The following is a 25,773-nucleotide window of genomic DNA, read 5'->3' as shown; positions in this document are numbered from 1 at the left end:
CGCTAGAATTGCGGTTTTAGCCCGGAATACGTCCATGTCCTTTGCCTCGCTCGGCCTGATCGAACCCTTGCTGCGTAATCTGCAGGACCTCAATTATCAGGCCCCTACGCCGGTGCAGGCCAAGGCGATTCCCGCCGTGCTCGGCGGCAAGGACGTGATGGCGGGCGCGCAGACGGGCACCGGCAAGACCGCCGGTTTCGCGCTGCCGCTGCTGCAACGGCTGGTGCAGCATGGCCCGGCAGTGTCCAGCAACCGCGCGCGCGTGCTGGTGCTGGTGCCCACGCGCGAACTGGCGGAACAGGTGCTGCAGAGCTTCGTCGCTTACGGCAAGGGGCTCGACCTGCGAATGCTGGCCGCCTACGGCGGCGTGAGCATCAATCCGCAGATGATGAAACTGCGCAAGGGCGTCGACGTGCTCGTGGCGACACCCGGCCGTCTGCTGGACCTGAATCGGCAGAACGCGGTGCAGTTCGATCAGGTCGAAACGCTGGTGCTGGACGAAGCCGACCGCATGCTGGATCTCGGCTTCGCGCGCGAACTCGACGCCGTCTTTGCCGCGTTGCCCGCGCAGCGCCAGACGCTGCTGTTTTCGGCCACGTTTTCCGACGATATCCGCGCGATGGCGGCGAACATACTGCGCGCGCCGGTCAATATCAGCGTCAGCCCGCCCAATGCCACCGCCAGCAAGATCAAGCAGTGGGTCGTGACGGTGGACAAACGGAACAAGCCCGACCTCTTCATGCACCTCGTGGCCGAGAACAAGTGGACGCATGCGCTGGTCTTCGTCAAGACGCGCAACGGCGTGGATTACCTGGCGGCCATGCTGGACGAAGCGGGCTATGCGGTCGACACCATTCACGGCGACAAGCCGCAACCCGCGCGCCTGCGTGCGCTGGAGCGTTTCAAGGCGGGCGAGGTACAGATGCTGGTCGCCACCGACGTGGCGGCGCGCGGGCTCGATATCGACGACCTGCCGCTGGTGATCAACGTGGATCTGCCGATCGTCGCGCAGGACTACGTGCACCGTATCGGCCGTACCGGCCGCGCGGGCGCGAGCGGCGTGGCGGTGTCCCTCGTATGCGCGGACGAAGCGCCGCAACTCGCCGCGATCGAAGCGCTGATCCGGCAGACGCTGCGCCGTGAAGAAGAGCCGGGTTTCGAGGCCGAGCATCGCGTGCCGGAAACCAGCGCAACGGGCCAGATCATCAAGAAACCCAAAAAGCCCAAGAAGCCGAAGGTGCCGCAGGCGGCGTCGGGGGCGATGCCCGTATCCGGCAAGAAGCCGCGCCCGCAAGGCGGCGAGAACAAGCGCAAGGGGGCGGCGCCGCGCGCCGGGGCGGCGGGCAAGGGCGCGAACGTGCCCGGCGGCAGTCCGTTCGGCGCGCAGAAGCCGCGCGGCAAACCGGCCGGCAAACCCGCCGCGGGCGCACGCAAACCCGCCGGCAAACCCGCGGGGGGCCGCGGCAAGCGCCCGGCCTGATTCGGCGGGTGAATCGCGCCAGCCATCGGGCATGGCTGGCGGTTCGGGGCGGGGGCGGGCCGGCAGCGTCGAGCATGTCGCATCGCCGGGTCGAATCCGACGCAACGCGACGCCGCTCGTCACGGCGATCTGGCAATATGCATCGACCGACTTCCCGACTTCGGACAGGGCCTCCCCATGCACATCGCCATTCTGACCTTCCAGGGCTTCAACGAACTCGATTCCCTCATCGCGCTCGGCGTGCTCAATCGCATCAGGAAGCCCGACTGGCGGGTCACGCTTGCCTGCCCGGAGCCGTTCGTCACGTCGATGAACGGGGTGACCGTGCAGGCGCAGTCGACGTTGGCGGATGCGCGCACGGCGGACGCCGTGATCGTCGGAAGCGGCATTCGAACGCGGGAAGTGGTCGACGACGCGTCGCTGATGGCGCAGTTGCATCTCGATCCCGCCCGGCAGCTCATTGGCGCCCAATGTTCGGGCACGCTGGTTCTGGCGAAGCTCGGCTTGCTCGACCACGTTCCGGCCTGCACGGATCTCACCACCAAACCGTGGGTGGTCGAGGCCGGCGTCGACGTCCTCAATCAGCCGTTCTTCGCGCAAGGGAACGTTGCGACGGCCGGCGGCTGTTTTGCGTCGCAGTATCTGGCCGCATGGATCATTGCGCGCCTGGAGGGTGAGGATGCCGCGCGCAGCGCGCTGCATTACGTTGCGCCGGTCGGGGAAAAGGACGAGTACGTCGCGCGTGCGCTCGCGAATATCGAGCCTTATCTTTCGTCGCCCGCCAAAGACGGTGATGCGTCCGTCGCAGTCGGACGGGTTCAGCAGTGATCCGGCATTTTATTCTGCATACCTGACAGGTTGCAGCACCGTCGTTGCCTGTGCACGTCGCTCGTTCGAGCGTCGTGCATTCACCCATCAGTTCGATCAATGCAAGGATGCAGACATGAGCACGATTTACGATATTCCCGTCAACGCGATCGATGGCGCGCAAACCACGCTGCGCACGTATGAAGGAAAAGTGCTGCTGGTGGTGAACGTGGCGTCCAAATGCGGATTGACGCCGCAATACGAAGGGCTTGAAGCGCTTTACGAGGGCAAGCGCGCCGACGGCCTCGAAGTGCTCGCGTTTCCCGCCAACAATTTCAAGGGGCAGGAGCCGGGCACCGATGCGGAAATCCAGTCCTTCTGCACCGGCACCTTCGGCGTGACGTTTCCGTTGTTCTCGAAAATCTCCGTGATCGGCGACGACCAGCATCCGCTCTATCGCTCGCTCACCCGGGCGCAGCCGCAGGCGACCGGTGACGGCCCGTTCCGTGCGCGCCTCGAAGGCTACGGGATTCAACCGAATCCGGCACCCGACGTGCTCTGGAACTTCGAGAAATTTATCGTGAGCCGCAGCGGCGAAGTGGTCGCGCGTTTCTCGCCCGATACGGCCGCGGACGATCCGAAGCTGGTCGCCGCGATCGACGCGGAGCTTGCCAAGGTCGCGTAAGTTGGCGTGCGGTGCGGTCGTCGCCGGATCGACCTGACGATGTCGGTGATTCGGCGATTCGATGATTCGGTGATTCGGGTCGGTCGGGCGTTTCGCGGACGGTGCGGGAGGTCTCCGATGCAGCAGCGTGTCGATCGCACCCGGCGCGATTGCGTTGAAGCGGATTTTTCCGGTCGAGAAACTCATAGGGCCCGCTGCGGGCGAGCGAGCGCACGGCGGCCTTCGCGGCTTCTTGCTCCTTTCTACGTCGTGAGGGATCGGGCAACAGGTTCAAGACGCCATTGCATTCGTGCGTCTTGTCCCTGCCTGATCGTCCACGCGAAGTATGGAGCGCGACGCGAATGGCGCAAAGGTCGTATAACCCTCGAAAAGCGCCACTCGGCATGATCGGGTACTTACGGTATCCGGGCGTGACGCGGCGGCATCGCACGCCGGTAGCCGTGCGGCTTCATGTTTCGCTCGCGTAGCGCAGCGCATAGCCGCCACGCGTTCGCTCGATGCGGGCGAAGCCGGGTTCGCCCAGATGCATGCCGGCAATCAACAGCCCGTCCGCGCTGACCTGGTCCAGCAGCCGCACGCGCGTAGCCACGGCCAGCGACGCATCGTGATCGAAGGCAATCGATACGTCCGGCCGCTGAATCTGGATATGCGGGAAATGCACGACGTCCCCCCACACGAGAAGGCCCTGATCGCGCGATTCGACGACATAGCCGGTGTGTCCGTCGGTATGCCCGGGCAGCGGGAGCGCGTGAATCCCGGGGAGGACCTGCCCGTCGTCGAACACGCGAAGCCTGTCGCGATAGGCTTCGAACACCTCGCGTGCCTTGGCGAAATTGCCGCGCGCCCGCTCGCTCGCGCGACTCAGATTGCCGTCGTCCTGCCAGAACGCAACCTCACGCCGATGCGCGACCAGCTCCGCATTCGGAAACGCGATCTGCGCGGCGTCGTTCACGAGCCCGCCGACGTGATCGGGATGCGCATGGGTCAGCAGGATGGTGTCGATCGCAGCAGGCTCGATTCCGGCGAGCGCCAGATTCGCCAAAAGGCGCCCGCCCCATTGCCTGAACCCGCCGGCCCCGCCGTCGATCAGTATGGTGCGACCCGCTGCGCGTACGACGTAGCAATTGATATGCACGGCCGCGGGCGCCGTTTGCCCGGCATCGCGCTGCATGCTTGCTGCGTTGTCCGAATCGATATTCGACAGAAAATCGAGGCTGGCCGTCAGATAGCCGTCGCTGATCGCGGTAATCGTGAAATCCCCGACCTGCTGATGGGGAAAGGTAACGGTGGACATCATGTTGCTCCGAAGTGCCTAATTGCGGGCGTGAAGGTTCGATGCGGTGTAGCCGAAACACCGAATGCGCGCGGCGAGACCGGTGTGGCGAACGATCGCCTGATCCAGCGCCTCCATGAACCGGTTCATGACGTCCGGCGTGCGCGATGCACCGACGCGATAGCGGATGTCCGCGAAGACGGGATGTCCATGACCGTGCCGCACCGCCAGAAAAATGACGTGGACGTTCCGGACCTCCGCGCGGAGCACGTGCGTACACAGCTCGACGCAGTCGCGCGATAACCGGGCGAGGTTTTCGTCGGGCGGCATCCGCGTCGCATCGATCGAGATAGTGACGTTCGGCATCGCTGGCCTACTCCTGTGCGGTGGAAAGCGCGCTCGTCAGTTGCGGCGTCATCGGCGCGTACAGGTGCACGCCTTCTGGGAGAGCGCCGGCAAGCAGTGCATGGCTCTCCGGCACGACGGCAAGCCAGCGCTGCTCCGGAGACTTGTCGAGCGCCACGGCCTGCATCGCCCGCGGTTCGAGGCCCAGCCGGATCAGCGGATCGGCGCCGCCGGCACACAGCACGATGCGTTCGTCGTCCTTCACCGCCGGCGCGAAGCCGCTCGCGCGATAGAGATTCCGGTGCCAGTCGGTGATGTGTCGTTGCCACTTCGCGAAGTTGCCGCCGCCTTTGCGGCGATATTCGTCGCCGGTCAGCACGTCGAGCCCGTCGATCGTGTGGATCGCCAGGTAGACGGGGCATCCACCGCGCATCGCCTTGAACCGCTGCGACGTGTGAAACCCTGTCACCGAGATCAGCGCCGGCAGTTTTTCGAGGCTGTAGAAGTCGTTCCATTCGGCTTCGCTGTCAAGGTCGGCGAAGCTGCATTCCACGGTGTAGATCATCGAATCGTCCTTTGAACAGGATGCGCATCCATCGGCGAGCGCGGGATATTCAGTGCGCGGACGTAATGCTAAGCTCGCATTTCCACGCAATAAAACGAATTAAAGTCAGCCTTCAGTGATATTTGTTCAAGCTGACGGCAGATCTACCTCACCGGCGAGACGCCCATGCCCCGCAAGATCCCCAGCAATTCCGCGCTCCAGGCGTTCGAAGCCGCCGCCCGACACGGGAGCTTTGCCCGAGCGGCCGACGAACTCGCCCGGACCGAGGGTGCCGTCAGCCGTCAGATCGGCCGGCTGGAGGCGTTTCTCGGCGTCACGCTGTTCGAGCGGATCGGCAATCGGGTGCGGCTCGCGCCGAACGGGGCGCGCTACGCGGCGCAGGTTCGCGAGATACTCGATCGGCTGGAACGGGACAGCCTGTACCTGATGGGGCAACCGGTCGAAGGCGCGAGCATCGAGATCGCCGCCATTCCGACCTTCGCGACCCGCTGGCTGATCCCGCGGCTCGCGCACTTTCAACAGCGGCATCCGAACATCACCGTGCATCTCGCCGAGCGGATGGAACCGTTCCTGCTGGCTGGCAGCGGCTTCGACGCAGCGATTCATTTCGAGCATCCGGCATGGGCGGGCATGCATCTGCATCCGCTGGTGGAGGAAGTGCTGGTGCCCGTGTGCAGCCCGGCGCTGCTCGCGGGCGCCGGCGCGAACCCGTCGCTGGATGCGCTGCCGCGTCTTCACCGCCGACAGAACCCGGACGCATGGCAGGCTTACGCGCAGGAGGCCGGCATCGTGCTGACCAATTCGGCGGTCGGCGCGCGCTACGATCTTCATTCGATGCTGATCGAGGCGGCGCTGGCGGGCCTCGGTGTCGCGCTGGTGCCGCGCCTGTACATCGACGCCGAACTCCGGCAGGGCCGGCTGGTCGCGCCGTGGCCGGCAGGCAGGACGATCACGAAGAACTTCTGCCTCGTGCTGCCCGAGCCGATTGAATTGACCGCGGCGCCGTTGCAGGCATTCGCGACATGGGTGCTGAACGAAGCCCGCGAACGGGCGCCGCACGGCAGCGCCTGACGCGCATCGCCAAGCCTGTGTCGTTGAGGTTTCGTGCCCGCCGGAGATCGCCGGGCAGCGCGAACGCGCGAGAGCGGATCGACGCGAATGCGTGACGCGATTAGTGTTCGCGGATCAAAACTCGTTCACGGCCGTGCGCATTGCGAATCGACACCTCGACCTGCATGCCGCAAAAAAACGCGCATCGCGTGCGTGCCCCACGTCGCGCGGCATGAACACGATCGTCGCCGGATTCGATCCGGGATAGCCGGATCGACTGCGTTCTCCTTTAAACTCGCCGACACCGGAGATCGTCGGCCACACGGACGATGTCGTGGGCGCGCGACACATCGCATGATGCCGACGAATGGAAGAGGATCGATGAAACCGATTCCGATGCTTGTGTGCCGCAAGCCGGATTATCGCGTGTCAAACCGGTTCACGAGTCGGCGGCCCAGACGGGGCGGCGCTGGCGGGGATGCGGGAGGTTGCCGGGGCCGTCGTGTCGAGACAGGGGATTCATGGATTGAATACGCGCCGATTCAAAATATAAATTTCGGAAAGAGCATGGCACGGGATATGCTTGGCGATTCCGTTCCGAAATGAACATATCCCGGCGATTCGTCGGAAAGATCAGGCGTGAACATGCGCCGCTTCGATCTGACAAGACGATGATCTAGAGGCTGGACCGTTTGTGAAATCCGCTCGGCAGTGCGAAGCTGCCGGCGGCATGAAGTCGTACACGGATTTGAGTTTGGGTGACTTGAAACGCGGGCCGTAACTCCTTGCGACGGCCACTACTGACATTCAGGATATGACATTACAGATTGGGGTCCCTCTGGAGACGGCCCACGAGGAGCGGCGCGTAGCGACCGTTCCCGATGTGGTCGAAAAGCTGATCAAGCTCGGGTTCTCGGTGGCCGTGCAAAGCGGTGCCGGCACCGGCGCGAACTTCAGCGACGACGACTACCGTGCGGCCGGCGCCGAAGTCGTGGCGTCGGCTGCCGATCTATGGGGCCGCAGCGACGTCGTCCTCAAGGTGCGTCCGCCGAGCAGCGACGAAGTCGCGCTGATGCGCGAGGGCGGCACGCTGATCGGCTTCGTCTGGCCGGCGCAGAACCCTGAACTGATGCAGCAGCTGGCCGCGAAGCGCGCCACCGTGCTCGCGATCGACTCGCTGCCGCGCACGCTGTCGCGCGCGCAGAAGATGGACGCGCTCACGTCGATGGCCGGCGTGAGCGGCTACCGCGCGGTCATCGAGGCGGCGCACGCGTTCGGCCGCTACTTCAACGGCCAGATCACGGCGGCGGGCAAGGTGCCGCCGGCCAAGGTGTTCGTCGCCGGCGCGGGTGTTGCCGGCCTCGCGGCGATCGGCACGGCCGCGGGCCTCGGCGCGATCGTGCGCGCGAACGACACGCGCGCGGAAGTGGCCGACCAGGTGAAGTCGCTCGGCGGTGAATTCGTCAAGGTCGACTACGAGGAAGAAGGCTCGGGCGGCGGCGGCTACGCGAAGGTGATGAGCGAAGGCTTCCAGCAGGCGCAGCGCGCGATGTACGCGCAGCAGGCGAAGGACGCGGACATCATCATCACCACCGCGCTGATTCCCGGCAAGCCGGCGCCGAAGCTGATCACGGCCGAGATGGTGCAGTCGATGAAGCCGGGCAGCGTGATCGTCGACATGGCCGGCGAGCAGGGCGGCAACTGCGAACTGACGGTGCCCGGCGAGGCCGTGGTGCGTCATGGCGTGACCATCGTCGGCTACACCGATCTCGCGTCGCGTCTCGCACGACAGTCGTCGACGCTCTATGCGACCAACCTGCTGCGCGTGGTCGAGGAGCTGTGCAAGAACAAGGACGGCACGATCAACGTCGACTTCAACGACGATGCGATCCGTGGGCTCACGGTCATCCAGGAAGGTAACGTCACGTGGCCGCCGCCGCCGATCCAGCAGCCGGCCGCCGTACCGAAACCCGCCGCGCCGCCGGTCGCGGCCGCCGCATCGAAGGGCCACGGTCACGGCAGCGGCGCGCCGATGTCGGCGAAGTCGCTCGCGATCACGTTCGCCGTCGGCGCACTGGCGTTCCTGCTGGTCGGCCAGTTCGCGCCGGCCACGTTCCTGTCGCACTTCACGGTGTTCGTGCTGGCCTGCTTCGTCGGCTACATGGTGATCTGGAACGTCACGCCGTCGCTGCATACGCCGCTGATGAGCGTGACCAACGCGATCTCGTCGATCATCACGATCGGCGCGCTGGTGCAGGTCGCGCCGCCGCTTGGCGAAGCCGCGGCGGACGGCCGCCCGTCCGGGCTGATCCTGGGCCTGGCGGTGGGCGCGCTGACGCTCACGGCCGTCAACATGTTCGGCGGCTTCGCGGTGACGCGCCGCATGCTGGCGATGTTCCGCAAGTAAGGAGACGACCACAATGACTTCCAATCTGACTACCGTCTCCTATATCGGCGCGGCCATCCTGTTCATCCTCAGCCTCGGCGGGCTCGCCAATCCCGAGACCGCGCGCCGCGGCAACCTGCTCGGCATGATCGGCATGCTGATCGCCGTGCTCGCCACGGTGCTCGGCCCGCGCGTATCGGCCGAAGGCATTCCGTACATCGTGGCCGCGCTGGTCGTCGGCGGCGCCGTCGGCCTCTACGCGGCGAAGAAGGTGCAGATGACGCAGATGCCCGAGCTGGTTGCGCTGATGCACAGCCTGGTCGGTCTCGCGGCGTGCCTGGTGGGTTTCGCGAGCTACATCGATACGTCGGTGCAGTTCACGGGCGCCGAGCACGCGATCCACGAAGTGGAAATTTATGTCGGTATCCTGATCGGTGCGGTGACCTTCGCGGGCTCGGTCATCGCGTTCGGCAAGCTCTCCGGCAAGATCGGCGGCAAGCCGTTGCTGCTGCCGGCGCGGCACTGGCTGAACCTGGCCGCGCTGCTGATCGTGATCTACTACGGCCGCGCGTTCCTGCATGCGGAGACGATCCAGGAAGGGATGACGCCGCTGATCGTGATGACGGTCGTGTCGCTGCTGTTCGGCGTGCACATGGTGATGGCAATCGGCGGCGCGGACATGCCCGTCGTGGTGTCGATGCTCAACAGCTACTCGGGGTGGGCGGCGGCGGCGACCGGGTTCATGCTCGGCAACGACCTGCTGATCGTGATCGGCGCGCTGGTGGGCTCGTCGGGTGCGATCCTGTCGTACATCATGTGCCGCGCGATGAACCGCAACTTCATCAGCGTGATCGCGGGCGGCTTCGGCACCGGCAGCGGTGCGCCCGCGTCGGCGGGCGGCAGCGCGCAGCCGGCCGGCGAAGTGGTGGCGGTGAGCGCGCTGGAGACGGCCGAGCTGCTGCGCGACGCGAAGAGCGTGATCATCGTGCCCGGGTACGGGATGGCCGTCGCGCAAGCCCAGCACACCGTGCATGAACTCACGAAGGTGCTGCGCGAGAAGGGCGTCGACGTGCGTTTCGCGATCCATCCGGTGGCCGGCCGCATGCCGGGGCACATGAACGTGCTGCTCGCCGAGGCGAAGGTGCCTTACGACATCGTGATGGAGATGGACGAAATCAACGGCGACTTCCCCGACGCCGACGTGTCGATGGTGATCGGCGCGAACGACATCGTGAACCCGGCCGCGCAGGAAGATCCGGGCAGCCCGATCGCCGGCATGCCGGTTCTGGAGGTGTGGAAGGCGAAGACGTCGATCGTGATGAAGCGCAGCATGGCGTCCGGCTATGCGGGCGTCGACAATCCGCTGTTCTACAAGGACAACAACCGGATGCTGTTCGGCGACGCGAAGAAGATGCTGGACGAAGTGTTCGGCGCGTTGAAGGCCTGACGCGAAGCAGCGGCAAGCGAGTGCGCTGGGCGCACGATCACCGGCGATGATGCAGGATGGTCGGTCGATCGGCGCCCGGCACGCGCGAAATACACATCACGGAAGGGCGAAGCGGAAGCGTTCGTTTCGCGCCTTCCGCACACGACGGCGATCGATCCGCCGTTGCCGCGACGCGTACCGTCGCGTTTCGTTCCCGTGCAGCGCGGTCACGCGCCGTCCTTCACATCACGGCGACGCAGCCGCCTGTCCCGCCGCGCCAAGCGCCGCAAAACACGTGACCGTTGCGCCGCACGCTTGCGCCAGCGCCGGATCGTGACTCGAAAAAAAGACGGTACGGTCGGCGGCCAGCGTCCTGAACAGGTCGATCAGAACCGCACGCGACGCGGCATCGAGCCCGCTGTCCGGATCGTCGGCGATCACGACGGCCGGCGCGCCGAGCGTCGTCGCCGTCAGGAACAGCTTCTTGCGCGTGCCGAACGACATCTGCTCGAAACGCTTCTCCAGATGCGGGCCCAGCCCGAATCGATCCGCCAGTTCGAGCGTGCGCGCGCTGACGGCCGTCTTTCTGGCGGCCGCCACGACGTCGAGGAACCCGCGTCCGGTCTCGGACGGATACGCGAGGCAATCGTCGGGGATGTACGCCAGCGTGGATTTCGCATCGAGCGGCGCGGTACGCAGCGAATGGCCGCCGAGCCACACCTCTCCTTCGTCGGCGTCGATCGTGCCGGCGAGAATGCCGAGCAACGTCGACCTGCCGCTGCCTTGTTCGTCGCACAGCGCGACGCATCCGGTGTCGGATGCGTAGTGGAGTCCGTTGAAGATGACGCGCTTGTCGTAGCGCTTGCCGAGATTGTCGAAGCGGAGCATGGATCGGTAGGTCGAACGAAATGGGGCCCGGTGAGCGTGACCCGGATCACGGGCGTCAGGATGGCCGGCAATACGGATCGTCGGGGTGGCGTTGCGGCAGATAGTGTAATGCGTGGCGCGGGGCGGCCGGGCAGACGCGTGCCGCCGCCGTCCGCGATGCGATCCGCCGGGGATCGTCGGCTACCTCGAAGCGACGGCGACAAGCGGCGAACCATCGTGCCAGCGCCAGCGCACGAGGCTCAACCAGACGGCCCGGCGCGTCGCAGGCACGGGTAATACGGCTCGGGTATGCTCGACGAATGCCGGCCGGGCGAACGACCGGGCGGCAAGACGGCGCGCAACACGGCACACGACGCCGCGATCGCATCGCGACCACGGCCGCATCGGGCCGATTTCAACTCCGGAACAGGAATTCGACATGGCAGAACTGGACAACGCGCTGTACGAGCGGATCGGCGCACTGAGCGACGCGGGCGATGCGTTGATGGAAGACGGGGACTATGACGGCGCACTGGAAAAATTCCGGGCGGGATTCGCGCTGCTTCCCGAACCGAAAACGAACTGGGAGGCCGGCACCTGGTTGATGGCCGCGATCGGCGACGCGAATTTCCTGAAGGAAGACTACGCGGCAGGCCGCGACACGCTCGGCGACGCGATGCACTTCCCGAACGCGCTCGGCAACCCGTTCCTGCATCTGCGGCTCGGCCAGTGCCAGTTCGAACTGGGCGATCTCGACCGCGCAGCCGACGAGCTGATGCGCGCGTACATGGGCGGCGGGCCGGAGCTGTTCGAGGACGAGGACGGCAAGTATCTGCGCTTCCTGGCCACGCGGGCGGAAGGGATCGAGACGCCCTGACGCCCACACGCTCGTGTCGTGCCGCGCGCCGGCCGGCATCGCGAGCAGGTTTCGACGCCCGCGCCGCGAGGCCGGGCATTGTCTGCACAAGCGCGCAACCCGCCCATGACTCTGCACTTTCCTGTCGCCACCCGCGCCGATGCCGAAACGCTGGTCGCCATCCGCATCGCCGCGATGCGAGACAGTCTCGAGCGCATCGGCCGCTTCGATCCGCAGCGGGCGCGTGAGCGGTTTCTCGCGTCGTTCGACCCGGCGCTGTGCCGCTTCATCGAAGCCGATGGCGTGAACGCCGGCTTCTTCGTGGTCCGGCCGCAGGAAGCCCACTGGCTGCTCGACCATCTGTACATCGTGCCCGGGCACCAGGGAAAGGGCATCGGCGCGGCCGTGCTGCGCCGGATCTTCGCCGAGGCCGACGCGCAGCGCGTGCCGGTGCGCGTCGGTGCGCTGCGCGGCAGCGATTCGAACCGCTTCTATGCGCGGCACGGCTTCGTGCAGGCCGACGAAACGGAGTGGGACATCTACTACGTGCGCGAACCGGGCCCGGCGCTCGCGTAGATCGCATCCGGGCTCGCGCTGCGGTCACGCATCCGCGGGGCGAGCCGCGCAAGCGCATCCGTGTTTTCCCGGATACGGAATGCGCGGCGCATGCCGTTGTTGCAGAGAGACCATAAGTCCATGATCCGAGGCCAGTCATGTCGACATCTGCAACGAACGGACCGAATGCGCTATCGCCTGCAACGACCGCGGCGGCGGCCCCCGACGACAACGCGGAACGCGTACCGTCGATCCTGCTGGTCGACGACGAGCCGAGCCTGCTGTCGGCGCTGCGGCGCGTGTTCCGGCCGGCCGGCTACGAGATCCTGACCGCGGAAAGCGGCGAGGCCGCGCTCGAGATCCTGGCGTCGCGCGAAGTCGACCTGATCGTGTCCGACATGCGGATGCCGGGCATGAGCGGCGCGGAGTTCCTGGCCCGCGCCCGCGCACGCTACCCCGACACGATGCGCATCCTGCTGACCGGCTATGCGGAGATCGCGTCGGTCATGCAGGCCGTCAACGAAGGCGGCGTGTATCGCTACCTGAACAAGCCGTGGGACGATCACGATCTGCTGCTGACCATCGAGCACGCGCTCGAACAGCGGCACCTGCGGCGCGAAGCGGCCCGGCTGGCCGCGTTGACCGAAGCGCAGAACGAAGCGCTGCGCCGTTTCAACACGGAACTCGAAACGCAGGTGCGCGCGCGCACGGAGGAACTCGGCCAGACCGTGATGTTCCTCGAAGCCGCGCAGCGCGACCTGAAAAGCAGTTTCACCGCGATGGTCCAGGTCTGCGCGAGCATGATCGAGTTGCGCTGCGGGTCCGCCAGCGGTCACGCGATGCGGGTCGGCGAGATCGCGCGGCGGCTCGCGCTGGCCGCCGGCATGAGCGAGCTGCATGCGCAGGACGTCTATTTCGCGGGGCTGCTGCACGGCATCGGCAAGCTGTCGCTGCCGGACGAGCTGCTGCACAAGCCGCTCGCGCGAATGACGACCGAGGAACACGGGCTGTTCCTGCAGCATCCGCTGCGCGCGCAGATGGTGCTGACGCCGGTCGCGCAACTGCACAAGGTCGCGTCGATCGTGCTGCATCAGTACGAGCGCTTCAACGGACGCGGCACGCCGGACGGGCTGGTAGCCGACTCGATCCCGCAAGGGTCTCGGATCGTCGCGGTCGCGCGCGATTTCGAAGGGCTGCGCAACGGCGACATCGGCGCGCCGCATTCGGTCGAGCAGGCGCTCGACGCGCTGCGCTCGCAGGCCGGCGTGCGCTACGACCCGCAGATCGTCGAACGCCTGATCGAGCTGATGCGCGACCCGGAGAGCCTCGGCATCGCGGCGTCGGTCGCGGAGGTCAAGTCCGCGCAGTTGCGCGAAGGGATGCAGCTCGCCGACGATCTGCGCACGCATCGCGGCGTGCTGCTGATGACCAAGGGCAGCGTGATGTCCGCGCATCAGATCGAGCTCGTGCGCCGCTTCGAGACGCGCGAGGGGACGCCGTTCGACATCCTCGTGCTGGCCGGGCAGGCGGCGGTGAAGCCCGCGGGCGCACCGAACGCGGGCGCCGCGCCTGCCTGAGCGTCCGCGCGCGGCCTGACGACCGCGGTGCGCGTGTGCGCCGCTGCCACGCACTTCTCTCGATTCGGGCGCTCGATCATGCACGGCACCTACCATCTCCTGCTCGTCCTGCTGTCGCTCGCGATCGCGACGCTGGCGTCCTATACGACCCTCGACCTGGCCGGCTTCATTTCGCTGCTCGACAACCCGAAGCTCAGGCGTGCGTGGCTGTGCGGCGGCGCGGCGGCGATGGGCACCGGCATCTGGTCGATGCATTTCGTCGGCATGCTCGCGTTTTCGCTGCCGATTCCGCTCGGTTACGCGTGGCCGGACACGGGCGCGTCGCTGGCGATCGCGGTGCTCGTGTCGTACTTCGCGCTGACCGTCGTCACGCGCGCGCGGCTGGGCTGGCGGCGCCTGCTCGCGGGCGGCGCGCTGATGGGCGGCGGGATCGCCGGCATGCACTACGCGGGGATGGCCGCGATGCGCATGACGCCCGCCATTCGCTACGATGCCGTGCTGTTCGCCGCATCGATCGGCATCGCGGTGATCGCATCGACGGCCGCGCTGTGGATCGCGCAGGCGCTGCGCGCGCGGCAGGCGCGCCATGCGACCGCTCAGCGGGTGGGTGCGGCCGTCGTCATGGGGCTCGCCATCACCGGCATGCACTACACGGCGATGGCGGCCGCGCACTTCGCGCCGGACGCGCGGTGCGGGGCCGCTAACGGCGTCGACATGCCGTGGCTCGCGACGACCGTCGCGCTGTTTACGACGGGGACACTGGTCGTCACGCTGCTGCTGAGCCGGTTCGATGCGCGCACCACCTTTCTGCGCGGCATGACCGACACGCTCGAACGGCTCGTGCGCGTGCGCACCGCCGAACTGGAACGCGCGCTGCACCGCTACGAACAGACGACGGCGATGCTGCAGCGTACGCGCGAGAACATGGCGACCGAGATCGACGAACGCAAGGCCGCCCAGGCGCGGCTCGAACAGGAGAAGGACGAGCAGCGACGCCTGTTGCACGCGCTGGAGGAAACCCACGTGCAGTTGCTGCAATCGGAAAAGCTCGCGTCGATCGGTCAGCTCGCGGCCGGCGTCGCGCACGAGATCAACAATCCGATCGGCTTCGTCAGCGCGAACCTCAATACGCTGAAAACGTGGGTGGATGGCCTGCTCGACGTGATCGCCGCGCACGAAGCCGTGGCGGCGCAGCTCGATCCGGCCGCGCGCGATGCGCTGACGGCGAAGGCCCGCGCGGCGGATCTCGACTACGTGCGCGCCGAGATCGCGACGCTGATCGACGAATCGATCGACGGTGCGCTGCGCGTGCGGCGCATCGTGCAGGACCTGCGCGATTTTTCGCGTCCGGCGAGCGACGCGTGGAGCGTGGTCGATCTGCGCGCGGGCCTGGAAAGCACGCTCAACGTCGTCCACAACGAACTCAAGTACAAGGCCGACATCGTGCGCGATTACGGCGACGTGCCGCCGGTCGAGTGCCTGCCGTCGCAGTTGAACCAGGTCTTCATGAACCTGCTGGTGAACGCGGCGCAGGCGATTGCCGAGCGCGGCGTGATCACGATCCGCACGTCGAGCGACGGCGAGCACGTGTCGATCGCGATCAGCGACACCGGAGCCGGGATGACGCCCGACGTCGTGCGGCGGATCTTCGATCCGTTCTTCACGACGAAGCCGGTCGGGCAGGGCACAGGCCTCGGCCTGTCGGTATCGCACGGCATCGTCGAGCGGCATCGCGGCACCATCGACGTGACGAGCGAGCCCGGGCGCGGCACGACGTTCTGCGTGCGGCTGCCGATCCGGCGCAGCGGCGCGCGCGTGAACCCGGAAGCGCTGGTGCAGCGGGCGTGAGCGGATGACGGCGTCGTACGCCACGGGCCGGCGCGGCTCGCGCGGTTGCCGTGTTTGCCGCGTTTGCCGCGTGTCATCGCGGGCGCTGGCGGCGTTGGCGACGAAAGAAATGCCAGAACATCGCGGCGGCGTCCGGCCCGGTGGCGGAATGAAACGGCTCGCGCGGGTCGCCGCCGCTCCATGCGTGCGGCAGCCGGCGGACGATGCAGACCCTGACGACGAGCCGGCCGCCCTTCAGATAGTCGACGTAGTCGACCTCGTCGCGCGCATGGCTGCGTTGCTCGCCGACGCGCAGCGCGCCGTGCTCGTCGACGAGCCGGTTGAGCCGTGCGAACTGGATGCCGACCTGCGTCGCGTTCCGGTCGGTCACGACCGTATCGAGCGCGCCGTGCACGACGAGGGCCGGCATGCCGGGATAGGACGCGACGTCGGCGCACGCGTCGACCGCGCGGACCGGTTCGTCGCGCAGGCCGCGACGCATCAGGTTCATCGCCGCCATCGTCGACGACGGCGGCGCGATGGCGGGGCCGGAGTGCAGGCCCACGGCCGCGAATCGGTCGGGATAGCGCAACGCCAGCGCCGCGGCGAGCCCCGCACCGGCCGACATACCGGCCAGGTAGATCCGGTCGCGATCGAAGCCGTGCCGTTGCGCGACGGCGTCGACCAGCGACACGACGGCCGCGGCTTCGGACTCCGTTGCGTCGCCATGCCAGTGCCAGCAGCGGTGCGCATGCGCGGCTTTGGCTTGTTCGGGAAACAGCACCGCGAAGCCCGAGCGCTCGGCGAGACCGCACATGCGCGTGCCTGCCGCGAACGATTCGGCACTCTGCTTGCAGCCGTGCAGCATGACGACGACCGGCAGGCCGGCTGTCGTCGCCGGCGCGGCGGGGAGATACAGCGCGTACGCAAGGTGGTTCACGTAGCGGCCCGCGCTCGGGCCGGCGGAATGAAACGAGCGCAGCCATGTGCCGGGCGCTTTGTTCGTCGGAGTACGGGGGGACGGCGCGGCGGCGGTGCGGGCGGTAGCGGCCGGCCGGGCGGCCGGCTTGATCGCCCGTTTGGCGGCCGGTCGCGGCTTGCCGGTGCGCTTCGTCGGGCGCTTCGCCGGGCGCGCACCGGTGGCGGCGGCGAGCAGTTCGAGAGGCCGTAACCAGAGGCTGGTTTTTTTCCTGGGCATGTGCAATTTCGTGCCGGTGCCGGCCGGGGCGGGACGATGCGGCCGATTCCGCCGTCGAGTCGAGAATCGTAAGGGGGGCGCGCAGCAAGGTTCGTGCTGCCGCCGCTTGCGTGTCGGAACAGGTCGGCCGGTCGAATGCAACGGCAAGCGCAATCGTGCGGAACGGCGGCGATCCGGTTCGATTCTGCCATTGTCGACGTTAACGGGCCGATGTGACGCGCGTGCGAATCGACGCGTGCTCCGGCCCCGTCGACCGCCCGGTTACCGCCGGTGCAGCAGCGTGCCGCCACGTCACGCCTTGATCGACGGCGCGGAATGTCGGTACCGTAGCACGTTCGAGCGCTCGTTCTCGGGCATCCCGGTTTTACATCCCATCATGCGCCGGTCGTCGAATCCGGCGAAGGAGTGTCGATCTTGACGATGACAGGAACGGACGAACCCGTGATTCGCCGGGCCAGCGCGCTCGATGCGCCGGCCGTGCTGGCGATCTTCGATGACGTGGTCGCGTGGTTCGCCGCGATCGGCAACGAAGGGCAATGGGGCCGCGAGCCGTGGTCGACCCAGCCCAGGCGGATTGCGCTCGTGACCGAAGCCTGCGCGCTGCCCGACGCATGGGTGGCGGAGGATCGGGAAGGCCGCATCCTGGGCGCATTGATCCTCGGCGAATCCATGCCCTACGTGCCGCCCGCGACCGAGCCGGAAATCTACGTGCGCGTGCTGGTCGCGTCGCGCGACGCGCGGGCGCGCGGTGTCGGCCGGCGTCTGATGGCTTTCGCGGACGAGCGCGCCCGGGCGGCCGGGGTGCGGCGCCTGCGGGTCGATTGCTACGGCGGCGGCACGGGCGCGCTGGTGCGCTTCTACGAGTCGTGCGGGTATCGGCGCATTTCAACCTTCGACGTGGACGGATGGCCGGGGCAGTTGCTCGGGCGTAGCGTGTGACGACGCGGGTGGGGGCGCCCGTAAGCCGGGCAGACCATCCAGGTACAGCCCGGCGGCGAGTTCGACTGCACGCGCCGGCGTCGTGTGCGCCGGCCGGAACGCGTCGCCTTCGATCGTTTCATCGGGAAACCCGGTGACGAGCGTAAACGGCGCGGTCGAGCGGCAAGCCTCGATCACATGGCACGGGATGCCGTTGATGCGCGGAAACGGCAGGTCGCCCGCGTGATCGTGCCACCCACCGCGTCAGCCGGAAACGGCCGGTTGTGCAACCGTCGTCGCGTGGGCCGACGCACCGTGATGCGCCGACGCACCGGCTGCGTCGTGCGCAGTCGGCAGCGCGATCCGCACATACAGGAACGCGCGCCGCTCGCGATCGGGCAGCACTTGCGGCCCGTAGTTGATCGTGACCGCGCCGTCGCGGAGCTCGCCCGCCTGCGCGAAGCGCCACGCGCGGGGATCGCTGTCGAGCAGGAATTCGGCGCGCGCGTACGCGTGCGGCTCGAACAGCTCGGGAATCGTCACCGCGCGCCCGTCGAGCTTGTCGAGCAGCGCTTCGGCCACGTCGAAGCCGTAGCCGTCGCGCACGATGTCGCAGATGAAGCTGCCCGCGATGCGCGGATTCAGCTCGATTACGTGCGGCACGCCGTCGTGCACGATGCAGTCCAGGTGGACGGGCCCCCAGGTCAGCCCGGCGGCGGCCGTGGCGCGCGCGCCGACGTCGATCAGCGCGCGCAGCGTGTCCGCGTCGAGATCGAGTTCGGACGTATAGCCGCGCTCGAGAAAGCCGGCCCCATGCCGCTTCAGCTTGCGCAGCGCGCCGACGTAGCGGCCGTCGAAATACTCGACGCAGTATTCGCTGCCGCTCAGGAATTCCTCGATCACGACGCGCTCGGTTGCAAGCGCCTGCGTATCGGTCTGCGCAGCGGTCTGCGCAGCGGCGAGCGCGTCGAGCTGCACGCGTACGCCGGCGATGTCCTCGCAGCGCCGCACGCCGTCGCTCGCCGAGCCTTCCGACGGCTTGACGACGACCGGGAACCGCAGCGGGGCGGCCGCCGCGGCGAGCGCCGCCGGCGCGGCCAGCGTGCCCGTGACGAACTGCGCGGCCGGGATGCCGTGCGCGGCGAGCAGCGCCTTCTGGTTCGACTTCGACACCGCGTGCGCGACGTGGCGCGCGTCGGGGCCGGGCAGGCCGAGCGCGTCGGCGACCCACGCGGCGGTGCGCGCATAGGTGTCGTGCGCGGTCGTCACGCGCAGCGTGTCGAGTTCGTCCGGAAAGCGCGTGCGCAGCCAGCCGGCGAGCTGGCCGGCGTCGGGCTCGAGATTGATCGTCTCGACGCCGGCCGGAAACACGCCGTCGAGACGGTGGCCGGGCGCGGTGATCACGGTCACGGCTGCGTGGCGGGCGAGCGCGCCGCGCACGAGCGCGACGCTGCTGCCGGTGGCGCGGGCGCCGATCACGATGAGTCGCTTCATGCTGGGTCCTTGGTCGAGTGCGAAAGCGGGGGGCGGCGTTGCCGGCCGGCTAGCGCGCGCGCCGGCGCAGGCGCTGCGCTTCGAGGCGCGGCAGCAGGTGCTGGACGACGCGCGGCAACGTATAGATCGGCAACTGCGCGCACGTGAACACGAGCGCCATCGTCGGCGTCGCGGCGAGCCCGAGCGCGGCCCACATCAGGCCGACGTTGCGATTGGCGACGATCAGCGCGACGTTCAGCCGCGTGCGCACGTCGCCGGGCGTGAGCCCGTACGCGATGACCTGGAACCCCGCGTTGACGGCGAACGCGAGCGCGATCGCGGTCAATGCGCGGTGCGGCGCGTCGATGATCGATTGCTGCATGCCGGCCATCGTGCCGAGCGCGAACACCAGCAGCGCGACGACGACGGTCGCATCGATCGGCGTCGCGTAGCGGTCGAGCCGCGACCCCGCGAACCGCCGCACGAGCAGCGCGACGCCCTCGGCGCTGCCGATCAGCAGCGCGAGCCGCAACGCGAGATTCAGCGGCGAGATCGATACGGCCGCGTCGTGGCTGAACCAGGCCGTCAGCAGCGGCGCGGTGAGCGGGACGAACACCATCGATGCGAGCGTCGCGACGAGCGCGACGCTTGCATCGAGCGACAGCATCCGCGCGATCGTCGACGTGCCGCTCGACGGCGGCGCGCAGTACGCGATCACCAGCGCGACGACCCAGTCGTACGGCATCCCGGCGAGCCGCGCGGCGATGCCGAGCGCGACCGGGCACGCGATCATCGTCGCGGCGGGCAGCAGTAGCGACACGGCCGGCCGCCGCGCGACCGCGTGCACCGCGCTCGGTTCGACGCGCAGCAGCGTGCCGAGCACGAACAGGAACACCGTGACCGGCATCAGCGGCCGCGCGAGATCGGCGAGCGGCGGCACCAGCAGCCCGAGGCCGACGCCGCAGGCGAGCACCGTCGGGCCGCGCCGCACCAGCGCGGCGATCAGCGCGCGCACGGGCGCGCCTCGGGCCGGCGGTGAGCGATGGCGAAGCCGGGGCGGACAGCGGAGGGCATGCGGTTTCCTCGAACGGCGCGGGCACGCGCAGGATATCCGTCAGGCTAAACCGGATGATCGACGAAGTAAAATGATATAAACTGAATCAGTAACAAGGGAAAGTGATATGAACATTCCTCTGCTCGAAACCTTCCGCGCGGTCGTCCAGGAAGGCAGCGCGCTGCGAGCGGCCGAACGGCTCGGCTGCACGCAGTCGAACGTCACTGCGCGGCTGCGCCAGCTCGAAGAGTCGCTCGACGCGCCGCTGTTCGACCGGCACGGCAAGCGGCTGGTGTTGAACGACGCCGGGCGCCGGCTGATTCCGTATTGCGACCGCATCCTGCGCCTCGTCGACGAAGCGACGCAGGTGGTGCGCGAAACGCCGGTTGCGCGCAGCTTCCGGCTCGGTTCGATGGAAAGCACGGCGGCCACGCGGCTGCCGGCGCTTGCCGCCGCGTTGAAGGCGCACGATCCGGCGCTCGGCCTCGCGGTGCAGATCGGCAGCGAGCCGGACCTGGCCGACGCGCTGCTGCGCGGCCGGATCGACGCCGCGCTCACTGCGCGCGCGGTGGTCCGGCCCGGGTTGCGCTACGAGCCGGCATTCGCCGAAGAGATGGTGCTGGTGAGCGCGGCCACGGTCACGCGCCGGCAGGTCCTGGCCGGCCACGCGGTGCGGCTGCTCGCGTTTCACGACGGCTGCCCGTATCGCGCGGTCGCGGAGCACTGGCTGAAAGCGCGCGGCGTCGCGATCGAGTCGGTCGCGTCGTTCGGCACGTTCGGCGCGATCCTCGGCTGCGTGGCGGCCGGCATGGGCGTCGCGATCCTGCCGAAGCGGATCACGACCGAACACGTGGCGCGCAAGGAGGTGCGCGCGCATGCGTTCGACGATCTCGACAGCGTGACGACCTATCTCGTCACGCCCGAAGACGCGCCCGCACTGCCCGAGCTCGACGCATTGCGCGCGGTGCTCGGCCGGCAGGCGGGCGCGCTGCTCGCGCGTTAGCGGAGCGCCGCGCACTGCCCCGCGATCGCGCTAGACCGGCGCGACCGCCCGGTCGTCCGCGAAGAAATCGGTCTCGATTTCGCGGATGCGGCGGCAATCGTCGAGCAGGCGCTCGAACGTCGGGCTGTAGAGCCCGACCGTGCCGAGCGCCGTCTGCAGGTCGGTCGTCACGCGCAGCGTGTCGCCCACCTTCGCCCATTGCTTGAGCCCGACGAACGACGGCAGCGCCTCGATCGCCTGCCACGTGAAGTCCCGCCGGAGCACGCCGTTGCGCGACGACAGCAGCAGCACGTGCCCGCAATAGCCGCGGAAATCCGTCGGCGCGGCGACTTCGCCGAACAGCCGCTCCGGATGCAGCACGGCCTCGACGGTGGCCGACACATGATTCTCGCCGCTGACCGCGCTCGTCAGCCGCGGATCGAGGCTGCCGTGCAGCCGCGCGTTCAGCTCGACGATCGTCGGGCCGTCGGCCGTGTCGAACAGTTCGAGATGGGTCGGCCCGAAGCGGACGTCGAGCGCATCGAGCACGTCGGCCGCATAGTCGAGCAGCGGCGCGTAGCGCGGATCGGCGTGATTGAGCACCAGCATCTTGTCGAGCCGCGGCGCATGCGTGCGGTCGCGGTGCACTTCCCACAGGCTGACCACGCGATGGCGGCCTTCGTAGGATACCGAATCGACGATGTATTCCTGCCCCTCCGAATAGCTCTGGATCACGATGTCGTCGTTCGGCTGGTTGTACAGCGAACGGGTGGCCAGCACGTCGCGCGCGGCGGCCTCGACCTGGTCGAGCGTCCGGCAGATCTTCACGCCGGCCACGCCCGCGCTGCGCGCCGGCTTCACGACGAGCGGCAGCGTGCCGTGCGCGCGCGCCCAGTCGAGCGTGGCGTCGACCGACGTGCTGTGGAAATGGGCCGGCGCGCGCAGGCCGGCCTGGCGGATGCGCTCGTTCATCGCGTACTTGTCGCGCCGCGCGGCCGACGTCGCGAGCGGGTTGCGGGTCGGCACGTCGAGCCGCTCGGCCAGCGTGTCGGCCAGCTCAAGCGCCGCGTCGAGGCCGTGCAGCACCGCGCCGATGCGCAGGTCGCTCAGCTGCGCGAGCGTCGCGTCGATATCGCCGTGATGCTGGACCTGACGGACGTAGTCGGACGGGACGAACTGGTTCCGGTAGATCGCCGGCAGATCGGGGTCGCTGATCACGTGCGCGCAACGGATGCCGTAGGCACGGAACGCGGGCGCCAGATAGGCGGCGGTCGACGCGCCGTCGACGATCAGGACGGTATCGATGAAGCGATGCGGCATGGGTTCCTCGCTGGGATGGGGAGTCGGTTGAAGGCGGCGGCGGCCGACGCGGCTCACGCTCGCCGGGCGGGATCGGGTGTATCGCCGCGCGCATCGCCGGGCCAGCGCGCGGCCACCGCGACGCAGACGGCGACGAGCACGGCCGCGACGGCGAATGCGCGCGCCGCGCCGGCCACGATCGCCGCGCCCTGGCCGGCGACCAGCGCGCCGAGCGCCGCCACGCCGACGGCGGCGCCCACCTGGCGCGCGGTATTGAGGATCGCCGACGCGGTGGCCGAGCGGCCGGCCTCGACGCTGCCGAGCAGCGTCGACGTCAGCGCGGGAATCGCGATGCCGCCGCCGATCGCCATCGCGGCGAGCCCCGGCGCCAGCAGTGCATACGGCGTGTGTGCGCCGAGCGTCTGCCACAGCCACACGTAGCCGGCGAGCGACACGGCGAGGCCGACCAGGACGGTCGCGCGGAATCCGTAGCGCACCGCGAGGCGCGCGCTCGCGATGTTGGCGAGCATGATGACCGTAAGCGGTGCGAGCGCGAGCCCCGATTCGGTCGCGGTGAAGCCGCGTGCGTTCTGGAAGTAGACGCTCAACGAAAAAATCAGCCCGTAGAACGCGGCATTCGTGATCGCGCCGATCGCGAGCACACCCGGCACGCGCGCGATCCGGAAGAACGCGAGCTGCAGCATCGGCGCGGCGACGCGCCGCTCGATCGCGACGAACAGTGCGCCGAGCACGACCGACGCGGCCAGCGCGCCGGCCGCAACCGGGTCGCTCGGGCCGTGCGCGCCGGCCCGGATGATCCCGCCCGTCAGCAGCGCGAGCACGAGCACCGCGACGAGCTGGCCAGCCGGATCGAACAGCCGGGTGCGGGCGGCGGCCGAATCCCGCACGTGCCGCACCGTGAGCCACAGCCCGAGCGCGCAGATCGGCAGGTTGATGAAGAAGATCGCGCGCCAGCCGAACGAATCGATCAGCACGCCGCCGAGCGTCGGCCCGGCCGCACTGATCGCGCCGCCGGTCGCGCTCCACCACGCGACGGCCCGCACGCGCGCGGCAGTGTCGTTCGCACAGGCATGCGTGATGAGCGCGAGCGATGTGGGCAGGATCATCGCGGCGCCGATGCCCTGCGCGACCCGCGCGGCGATCAGCGCGGCCAGCGACGGCGCGAGCGCGCAGCCGAGCGAGGCCAGCAGGAACAGCGCGAGCCCGTACGCGAACAGCCGGCGGCTGCCGAAGCGGTCGGCCAGCGTGCCCGACGTCAATAGCAGCGCGGCGAACGACAGCGTGTACGCATCGACGATCCATTGCAGCCCGTGGACGCTCGACCCGAACGAATGGCCGAGGCTCGGAATCGCGACGTTCACGACGGTCACGTCGAGCTGAACGATCGCGAAGCCGAGGCTCGCGGCCGCGACGGTCGGGAAGATCGCGCGCAGCGACGTGCGGTGCGGCGGCGCGGCGGCGGTCAGCGCGCGTTCGAGTGCCGGAGCGCGATCGCTCATCGCGGACTCCGTTTCGCGTGGCTGGCAAGCCGGCGCGCTGAAAACACTGAGAAGAACGCGTCGTTTGCAAGCAAACGGCGCAGCAGGCGAAAGCGGTTCATCTGGCGGGTTTCCGTAGAGCGGAACAAGGGCGCCGGCTGCCGATCGACGGCCGGCCGCATCGTCGAATCCGACAGAAAACTAGCATCGACCTGCTAAGCAATACAAATAATAACCAGCGCTTTTTTAACAACCAATCGTGTTAAGCGGCCGGGCCGGCGGCGGCGCATGGCGCCTGTTGCATTGCTGAACTTATATCGGGAATTTTTGTTTGCAATCGATTTAATATCATTTCGCAATGCAATGACGGTCTCCTAGTCTTGTCGAGCGCTGCGCCCCGAGGACGGCAATGCGCGGCGGTAGTGCCTACCGCTCATCGACCCCCGATCTTTATACGAGAGACCTATGACCTATCTCGCAGACGAACGCATCGCTTTGACGGCGGCGGAATCCGGCCACATCCGGAAGACGCTCGGTGCACTGGACTACGATCCGGCCGGCGGCGCGGGCTACATCAGTGCGGTGCGCAAGCTGGCGTACAACGCGTTTCCCGACCGGATCGTCGACGCCTTCGATCGTGCGAAGGCGCCAACGGCGGACGCGCACGGCTCGATCGAGATCGACAACCTGCCGATCGACGGCGACGTGACGGGCAGCCCGAGATTCGACGAAACCGGCCGCTCGTTCAAGGCCGGCGTGCTGAGCGAGAACGTGCTGGTTGCGTTGAGCACGCTGGCCGGCGAGCCGTATTCGATCGCGCACGAAGGCCGCGAGCTGGTGAACAACCTCACGCCGCACAAGGCCACCGCGCGCGACTATACGGGCCTCGGCTCCGAGGTCGAGCTCGATTTCCACATCGAGAACGCCGCGCAGGCGCACATGCCGGAGGGCGACACGTCGCCGTTCGCATTGCTGCTGCTCGGCGTGCGCAGCGAAGCCGGCGGCGGCCCGTACACGCGGCTCGCCGACGCGCGCCGTGCGCTGCAACTGCTGTCGCCGGACGACATCGCGCAACTGTACGGCGAGCACTACATCATCCGCGTGCCGTATCGGTGGCGCGGCGCGGCGCCGACGCCGCGCGACAACACCGACCTGAGCGCGGTGCTGTCGGGGCCGATCGACGCGCCGCGCGTGACGGTCGCGTTCTATCCGGACATGGTGCTGGCGGTGAACAAACGCGCGCAGGACGCGCTCGCCAACCTGTATCGCGCGGTGCGCGAGGTGTCGTTCGGCGTGCAGGTGCAGCCGGGCAAGCTGGTGCTGATCAACAACCATTTCACGCTGCATTCGCGCGACCGCTTCGATCCGCAGTATGACGAGAACGACCGTGCGTTCCGCTGGGTGCAGCGCGTGTTCGTCGCGCGCAGCCTGTGGAACTTCCGTGCGTTCACGCCGCTGCAGGCCCGTGTGTTCGATCCGAAGGCGCTGTACGCGGGCGAGTCGCCGGCGGCACGCCCGTTGCCGGTCGCGCAGCCGGCGTCGCAACGTGCAGTCGCGGCCACAACCGAACTCGAAGCGACGCCCGCTTGAACAGGCCGGGAACACCGGGCGCCGACGGGCGGCGGAAATCGTCCGGCGCCGCCCGCGTTCG

Annotated in this window: 22 protein-coding genes; 13 read left to right on the top strand and 9 right to left on the bottom strand. The window is 68.2% G+C overall.

Going from position 1 to position 25,773, the window contains the following annotated elements; genetic code table 11:
- The first annotated feature begins 34 nt into the window (after positions 1-34).
- The 3 genes from WJ16_RS18905 to WJ16_RS18895 all read left to right on the top strand — a co-directional run bounded on the left by WJ16_RS18905 (position 35) and on the right by WJ16_RS18895 (position 2,972).
- Complete coding sequence (locus tag WJ16_RS18905; RefSeq protein WP_069258577.1) at positions 35-1,480, top strand: DEAD/DEAH box helicase; 1,446 nt, start codon at positions 35-37, stop codon at positions 1,478-1,480.
- Between the two features lie 177 nt (positions 1,481-1,657).
- Positions 1,658-2,308, top strand: coding sequence for a DJ-1/PfpI family protein (locus tag WJ16_RS18900; protein ID WP_069258576.1), 651 nt, complete (start codon positions 1,658-1,660; stop codon positions 2,306-2,308).
- Positions 2,309-2,423: 115 nt separating this feature from the next.
- The gene (locus tag WJ16_RS18895; RefSeq protein WP_069258575.1) at positions 2,424-2,972 is read left to right on the top strand and encodes a glutathione peroxidase; all 549 of its coding nucleotides are present in this window, start codon (positions 2,424-2,426) and stop codon (positions 2,970-2,972) included.
- 448 nt (positions 2,973-3,420) lie between these two features.
- Here the strand turns inward: WJ16_RS18895 and WJ16_RS18890 are convergent, their stop codons facing one another.
- The 3 genes from WJ16_RS18890 to WJ16_RS18880 are packed head-to-tail and all read right to left on the bottom strand — an operon-like array spanning position 3,421 to position 5,155.
- Entirely contained in the window at positions 3,421-4,266 is an 846-nt protein-coding gene (locus WJ16_RS18890; RefSeq protein ID WP_069258807.1) for an MBL fold metallo-hydrolase, read from the bottom strand.
- 18 nt (positions 4,267-4,284) lie between these two features.
- A complete protein-coding gene (locus WJ16_RS18885) occupies positions 4,285-4,611 on the bottom strand; it encodes a hypothetical protein (RefSeq protein WP_069258574.1) in 327 nt (108 codons plus the stop codon).
- Positions 4,612-4,618: 7 nt separating this feature from the next.
- Entirely contained in the window at positions 4,619-5,155 is a 537-nt protein-coding gene (locus tag WJ16_RS18880) for a sugar ABC transporter (RefSeq protein ID WP_069258573.1), read from the bottom strand.
- A gap of 165 nt (positions 5,156-5,320) precedes the next feature.
- Here WJ16_RS18880 and WJ16_RS18875 point away from each other — a divergent pair, with 165 nt between their 5' ends.
- From WJ16_RS18875 to pntB, 3 genes are all read left to right on the top strand, one after another.
- On the top strand, positions 5,321-6,226 hold the full coding sequence (locus WJ16_RS18875; protein ID WP_069258572.1) for a LysR substrate-binding domain-containing protein: 906 nt from the start codon (positions 5,321-5,323) through the stop codon (positions 6,224-6,226).
- Between the two features lie 793 nt (positions 6,227-7,019).
- The gene (locus WJ16_RS18870) at positions 7,020-8,612 is read left to right on the top strand and encodes a Re/Si-specific NAD(P)(+) transhydrogenase subunit alpha (protein WP_069258571.1); all 1,593 of its coding nucleotides are present in this window, start codon (positions 7,020-7,022) and stop codon (positions 8,610-8,612) included.
- Between the two features lie 13 nt (positions 8,613-8,625).
- Positions 8,626-10,038 carry a Re/Si-specific NAD(P)(+) transhydrogenase subunit beta gene (gene pntB, locus WJ16_RS18865; RefSeq protein WP_069258570.1) on the top strand — a complete coding sequence of 471 codons (1,413 nt, stop codon included), beginning with the start codon at positions 8,626-8,628 and terminating at the stop codon, positions 10,036-10,038.
- 225 nt (positions 10,039-10,263) lie between these two features.
- Here pntB and WJ16_RS18860 read toward each other — a convergent pair whose 3' ends face one another.
- Positions 10,264-10,905, bottom strand: coding sequence for an ABC transporter ATP-binding protein (locus WJ16_RS18860; protein ID WP_069258569.1), 642 nt, complete (start codon positions 10,903-10,905; stop codon positions 10,264-10,266).
- A 418-nt stretch (positions 10,906-11,323) separates the two neighbouring features.
- Here WJ16_RS18860 and WJ16_RS18855 point away from each other — a divergent pair, with 418 nt between their 5' ends.
- The 4 genes from WJ16_RS18855 (at position 11,324) to WJ16_RS18840 (ending at position 15,720) form a co-directional block, all read left to right on the top strand.
- Positions 11,324-11,761, top strand: a complete 438-nt coding sequence (locus tag WJ16_RS18855) for a tetratricopeptide repeat protein (RefSeq protein WP_069258568.1) — start codon at positions 11,324-11,326, stop codon at positions 11,759-11,761.
- Positions 11,762-11,866: 105 nt separating this feature from the next.
- On the top strand, positions 11,867-12,316 hold the full coding sequence (locus WJ16_RS18850; protein WP_069258567.1) for a GNAT family N-acetyltransferase: 450 nt from the start codon (positions 11,867-11,869) through the stop codon (positions 12,314-12,316).
- A 137-nt stretch (positions 12,317-12,453) separates the two neighbouring features.
- Positions 12,454-13,872 carry a response regulator c-di-GMP phosphodiesterase, NosR family gene (gene nosR / locus WJ16_RS18845; protein WP_069258566.1) on the top strand — a complete coding sequence of 473 codons (1,419 nt, stop codon included), beginning with the start codon at positions 12,454-12,456 and terminating at the stop codon, positions 13,870-13,872.
- Between the two features lie 78 nt (positions 13,873-13,950).
- The gene (locus WJ16_RS18840) at positions 13,951-15,720 is read left to right on the top strand and encodes a histidine kinase (RefSeq protein ID WP_069258565.1); all 1,770 of its coding nucleotides are present in this window, start codon (positions 13,951-13,953) and stop codon (positions 15,718-15,720) included.
- Between the two features lie 73 nt (positions 15,721-15,793).
- Here the strand turns inward: WJ16_RS18840 and WJ16_RS18835 are convergent, their stop codons facing one another.
- Positions 15,794-16,897: an extracellular catalytic domain type 1 short-chain-length polyhydroxyalkanoate depolymerase gene (locus WJ16_RS18835; RefSeq protein WP_069258564.1), complete on the bottom strand. Its 1,104-nt coding sequence runs from the start codon at positions 16,895-16,897 to the stop codon at positions 15,794-15,796.
- Between the two features lie 420 nt (positions 16,898-17,317).
- Here WJ16_RS18835 and WJ16_RS18830 point away from each other — a divergent pair, with 420 nt between their 5' ends.
- Positions 17,318-17,836 carry a GNAT family N-acetyltransferase gene (locus tag WJ16_RS18830; protein WP_208607013.1) on the top strand — a complete coding sequence of 173 codons (519 nt, stop codon included), beginning with the start codon at positions 17,318-17,320 and terminating at the stop codon, positions 17,834-17,836.
- Between the two features lie 243 nt (positions 17,837-18,079).
- On the opposite strand, the gene WJ16_RS18825 is transcribed toward WJ16_RS18830, so the two are convergent.
- Both WJ16_RS18825 and WJ16_RS18820 read right to left on the bottom strand, forming a co-directional pair.
- Positions 18,080-19,309 (bottom strand): ATP-grasp domain-containing protein, encoded by a 1,230-nt coding sequence (locus WJ16_RS18825; protein WP_069258563.1) that lies wholly within the window; start codon positions 19,307-19,309, stop codon positions 18,080-18,082.
- Between the two features lie 49 nt (positions 19,310-19,358).
- Positions 19,359-20,303, bottom strand: coding sequence for a hypothetical protein (locus tag WJ16_RS18820; protein ID WP_069258562.1), 945 nt, complete (start codon positions 20,301-20,303; stop codon positions 19,359-19,361).
- A gap of 166 nt (positions 20,304-20,469) precedes the next feature.
- Here WJ16_RS18820 and WJ16_RS18815 point away from each other — a divergent pair, with 166 nt between their 5' ends.
- Positions 20,470-21,345 (top strand): LysR family transcriptional regulator, encoded by an 876-nt coding sequence (locus WJ16_RS18815; RefSeq protein ID WP_069258561.1) that lies wholly within the window; start codon positions 20,470-20,472, stop codon positions 21,343-21,345.
- Positions 21,346-21,375: 30 nt separating this feature from the next.
- Here WJ16_RS18815 and WJ16_RS18810 read toward each other — a convergent pair whose 3' ends face one another.
- Together WJ16_RS18810 and WJ16_RS18805 are read right to left on the bottom strand one after the other, a co-directional pair.
- A complete protein-coding gene (locus tag WJ16_RS18810) occupies positions 21,376-22,644 on the bottom strand; it encodes an ATP-grasp domain-containing protein (protein ID WP_069258560.1) in 1,269 nt (422 codons plus the stop codon).
- A gap of 53 nt (positions 22,645-22,697) precedes the next feature.
- On the bottom strand, positions 22,698-24,143 hold the full coding sequence (locus tag WJ16_RS18805; RefSeq protein ID WP_069258559.1) for an MFS transporter: 1,446 nt from the start codon (positions 24,141-24,143) through the stop codon (positions 22,698-22,700).
- A 444-nt stretch (positions 24,144-24,587) separates the two neighbouring features.
- Between WJ16_RS18805 and WJ16_RS18800 the strand changes: the two genes are divergently transcribed.
- Entirely contained in the window at positions 24,588-25,712 is a 1,125-nt protein-coding gene (locus tag WJ16_RS18800; protein ID WP_069258558.1) for a TauD/TfdA family dioxygenase, read from the top strand.
- The last annotated feature ends 61 nt before the right edge of the window (positions 25,713-25,773 follow it).

Source organism: Burkholderia metallica (assembly GCF_001718555.1).
Taxonomy (GTDB): Bacteria; Pseudomonadota; Gammaproteobacteria; order Burkholderiales; family Burkholderiaceae; genus Burkholderia; species Burkholderia metallica.
Note: the sequence above shows the minus strand (reverse complement) of the source record. Positions and strands in the feature narration are given on the sequence as shown.

Excerpts from the sequence above, each read along its gene's own strand:
- WJ16_RS18905 (WP_069258577.1), top strand. The coding sequence starts at position 35 with ATGTCCTTTGCCTCGCTCGGCCTGATCGAACCCTTGCTGCGTAATCTG.
- WJ16_RS18900 (WP_069258576.1), top strand. The coding sequence starts at position 1,658 with ATGCACATCGCCATTCTGACCTTCCAGGGCTTCAACGAACTCGATTCC.
- WJ16_RS18895 (WP_069258575.1), top strand. The coding sequence starts at position 2,424 with ATGAGCACGATTTACGATATTCCCGTCAACGCGATCGATGGCGCGCAA.
- WJ16_RS18890 (WP_069258807.1), bottom strand. The coding sequence starts at position 4,266 with ATGTCCACCGTTACCTTTCCCCATCAGCAGGTCGGGGATTTCACGATT.
- WJ16_RS18885 (WP_069258574.1), bottom strand. The coding sequence starts at position 4,611 with ATGCCGAACGTCACTATCTCGATCGATGCGACGCGGATGCCGCCCGAC.
- WJ16_RS18880 (WP_069258573.1), bottom strand. The coding sequence starts at position 5,155 with ATGATCTACACCGTGGAATGCAGCTTCGCCGACCTTGACAGCGAAGCC.
- WJ16_RS18875 (WP_069258572.1), top strand. The coding sequence starts at position 5,321 with ATGCCCCGCAAGATCCCCAGCAATTCCGCGCTCCAGGCGTTCGAAGCC.
- WJ16_RS18870 (WP_069258571.1), top strand. The coding sequence starts at position 7,020 with ATGACATTACAGATTGGGGTCCCTCTGGAGACGGCCCACGAGGAGCGG.
- pntB (WP_069258570.1), top strand. The coding sequence starts at position 8,626 with ATGACTTCCAATCTGACTACCGTCTCCTATATCGGCGCGGCCATCCTG.
- WJ16_RS18860 (WP_069258569.1), bottom strand. The coding sequence starts at position 10,905 with ATGCTCCGCTTCGACAATCTCGGCAAGCGCTACGACAAGCGCGTCATC.
- WJ16_RS18855 (WP_069258568.1), top strand. The coding sequence starts at position 11,324 with ATGGCAGAACTGGACAACGCGCTGTACGAGCGGATCGGCGCACTGAGC.
- WJ16_RS18850 (WP_069258567.1), top strand. The coding sequence starts at position 11,867 with ATGACTCTGCACTTTCCTGTCGCCACCCGCGCCGATGCCGAAACGCTG.
- nosR (WP_069258566.1), top strand. The coding sequence starts at position 12,454 with ATGTCGACATCTGCAACGAACGGACCGAATGCGCTATCGCCTGCAACG.
- WJ16_RS18840 (WP_069258565.1), top strand. The coding sequence starts at position 13,951 with ATGCACGGCACCTACCATCTCCTGCTCGTCCTGCTGTCGCTCGCGATC.
- WJ16_RS18835 (WP_069258564.1), bottom strand. The coding sequence starts at position 16,897 with ATGCCCAGGAAAAAAACCAGCCTCTGGTTACGGCCTCTCGAACTGCTC.
- WJ16_RS18830 (WP_208607013.1), top strand. The coding sequence starts at position 17,318 with ATGACAGGAACGGACGAACCCGTGATTCGCCGGGCCAGCGCGCTCGAT.
- WJ16_RS18825 (WP_069258563.1), bottom strand. The coding sequence starts at position 19,309 with ATGAAGCGACTCATCGTGATCGGCGCCCGCGCCACCGGCAGCAGCGTC.
- WJ16_RS18815 (WP_069258561.1), top strand. The coding sequence starts at position 20,470 with ATGAACATTCCTCTGCTCGAAACCTTCCGCGCGGTCGTCCAGGAAGGC.
- WJ16_RS18810 (WP_069258560.1), bottom strand. The coding sequence starts at position 22,644 with ATGCCGCATCGCTTCATCGATACCGTCCTGATCGTCGACGGCGCGTCG.
- WJ16_RS18805 (WP_069258559.1), bottom strand. The coding sequence starts at position 24,143 with ATGAGCGATCGCGCTCCGGCACTCGAACGCGCGCTGACCGCCGCCGCG.
- WJ16_RS18800 (WP_069258558.1), top strand. The coding sequence starts at position 24,588 with ATGACCTATCTCGCAGACGAACGCATCGCTTTGACGGCGGCGGAATCC.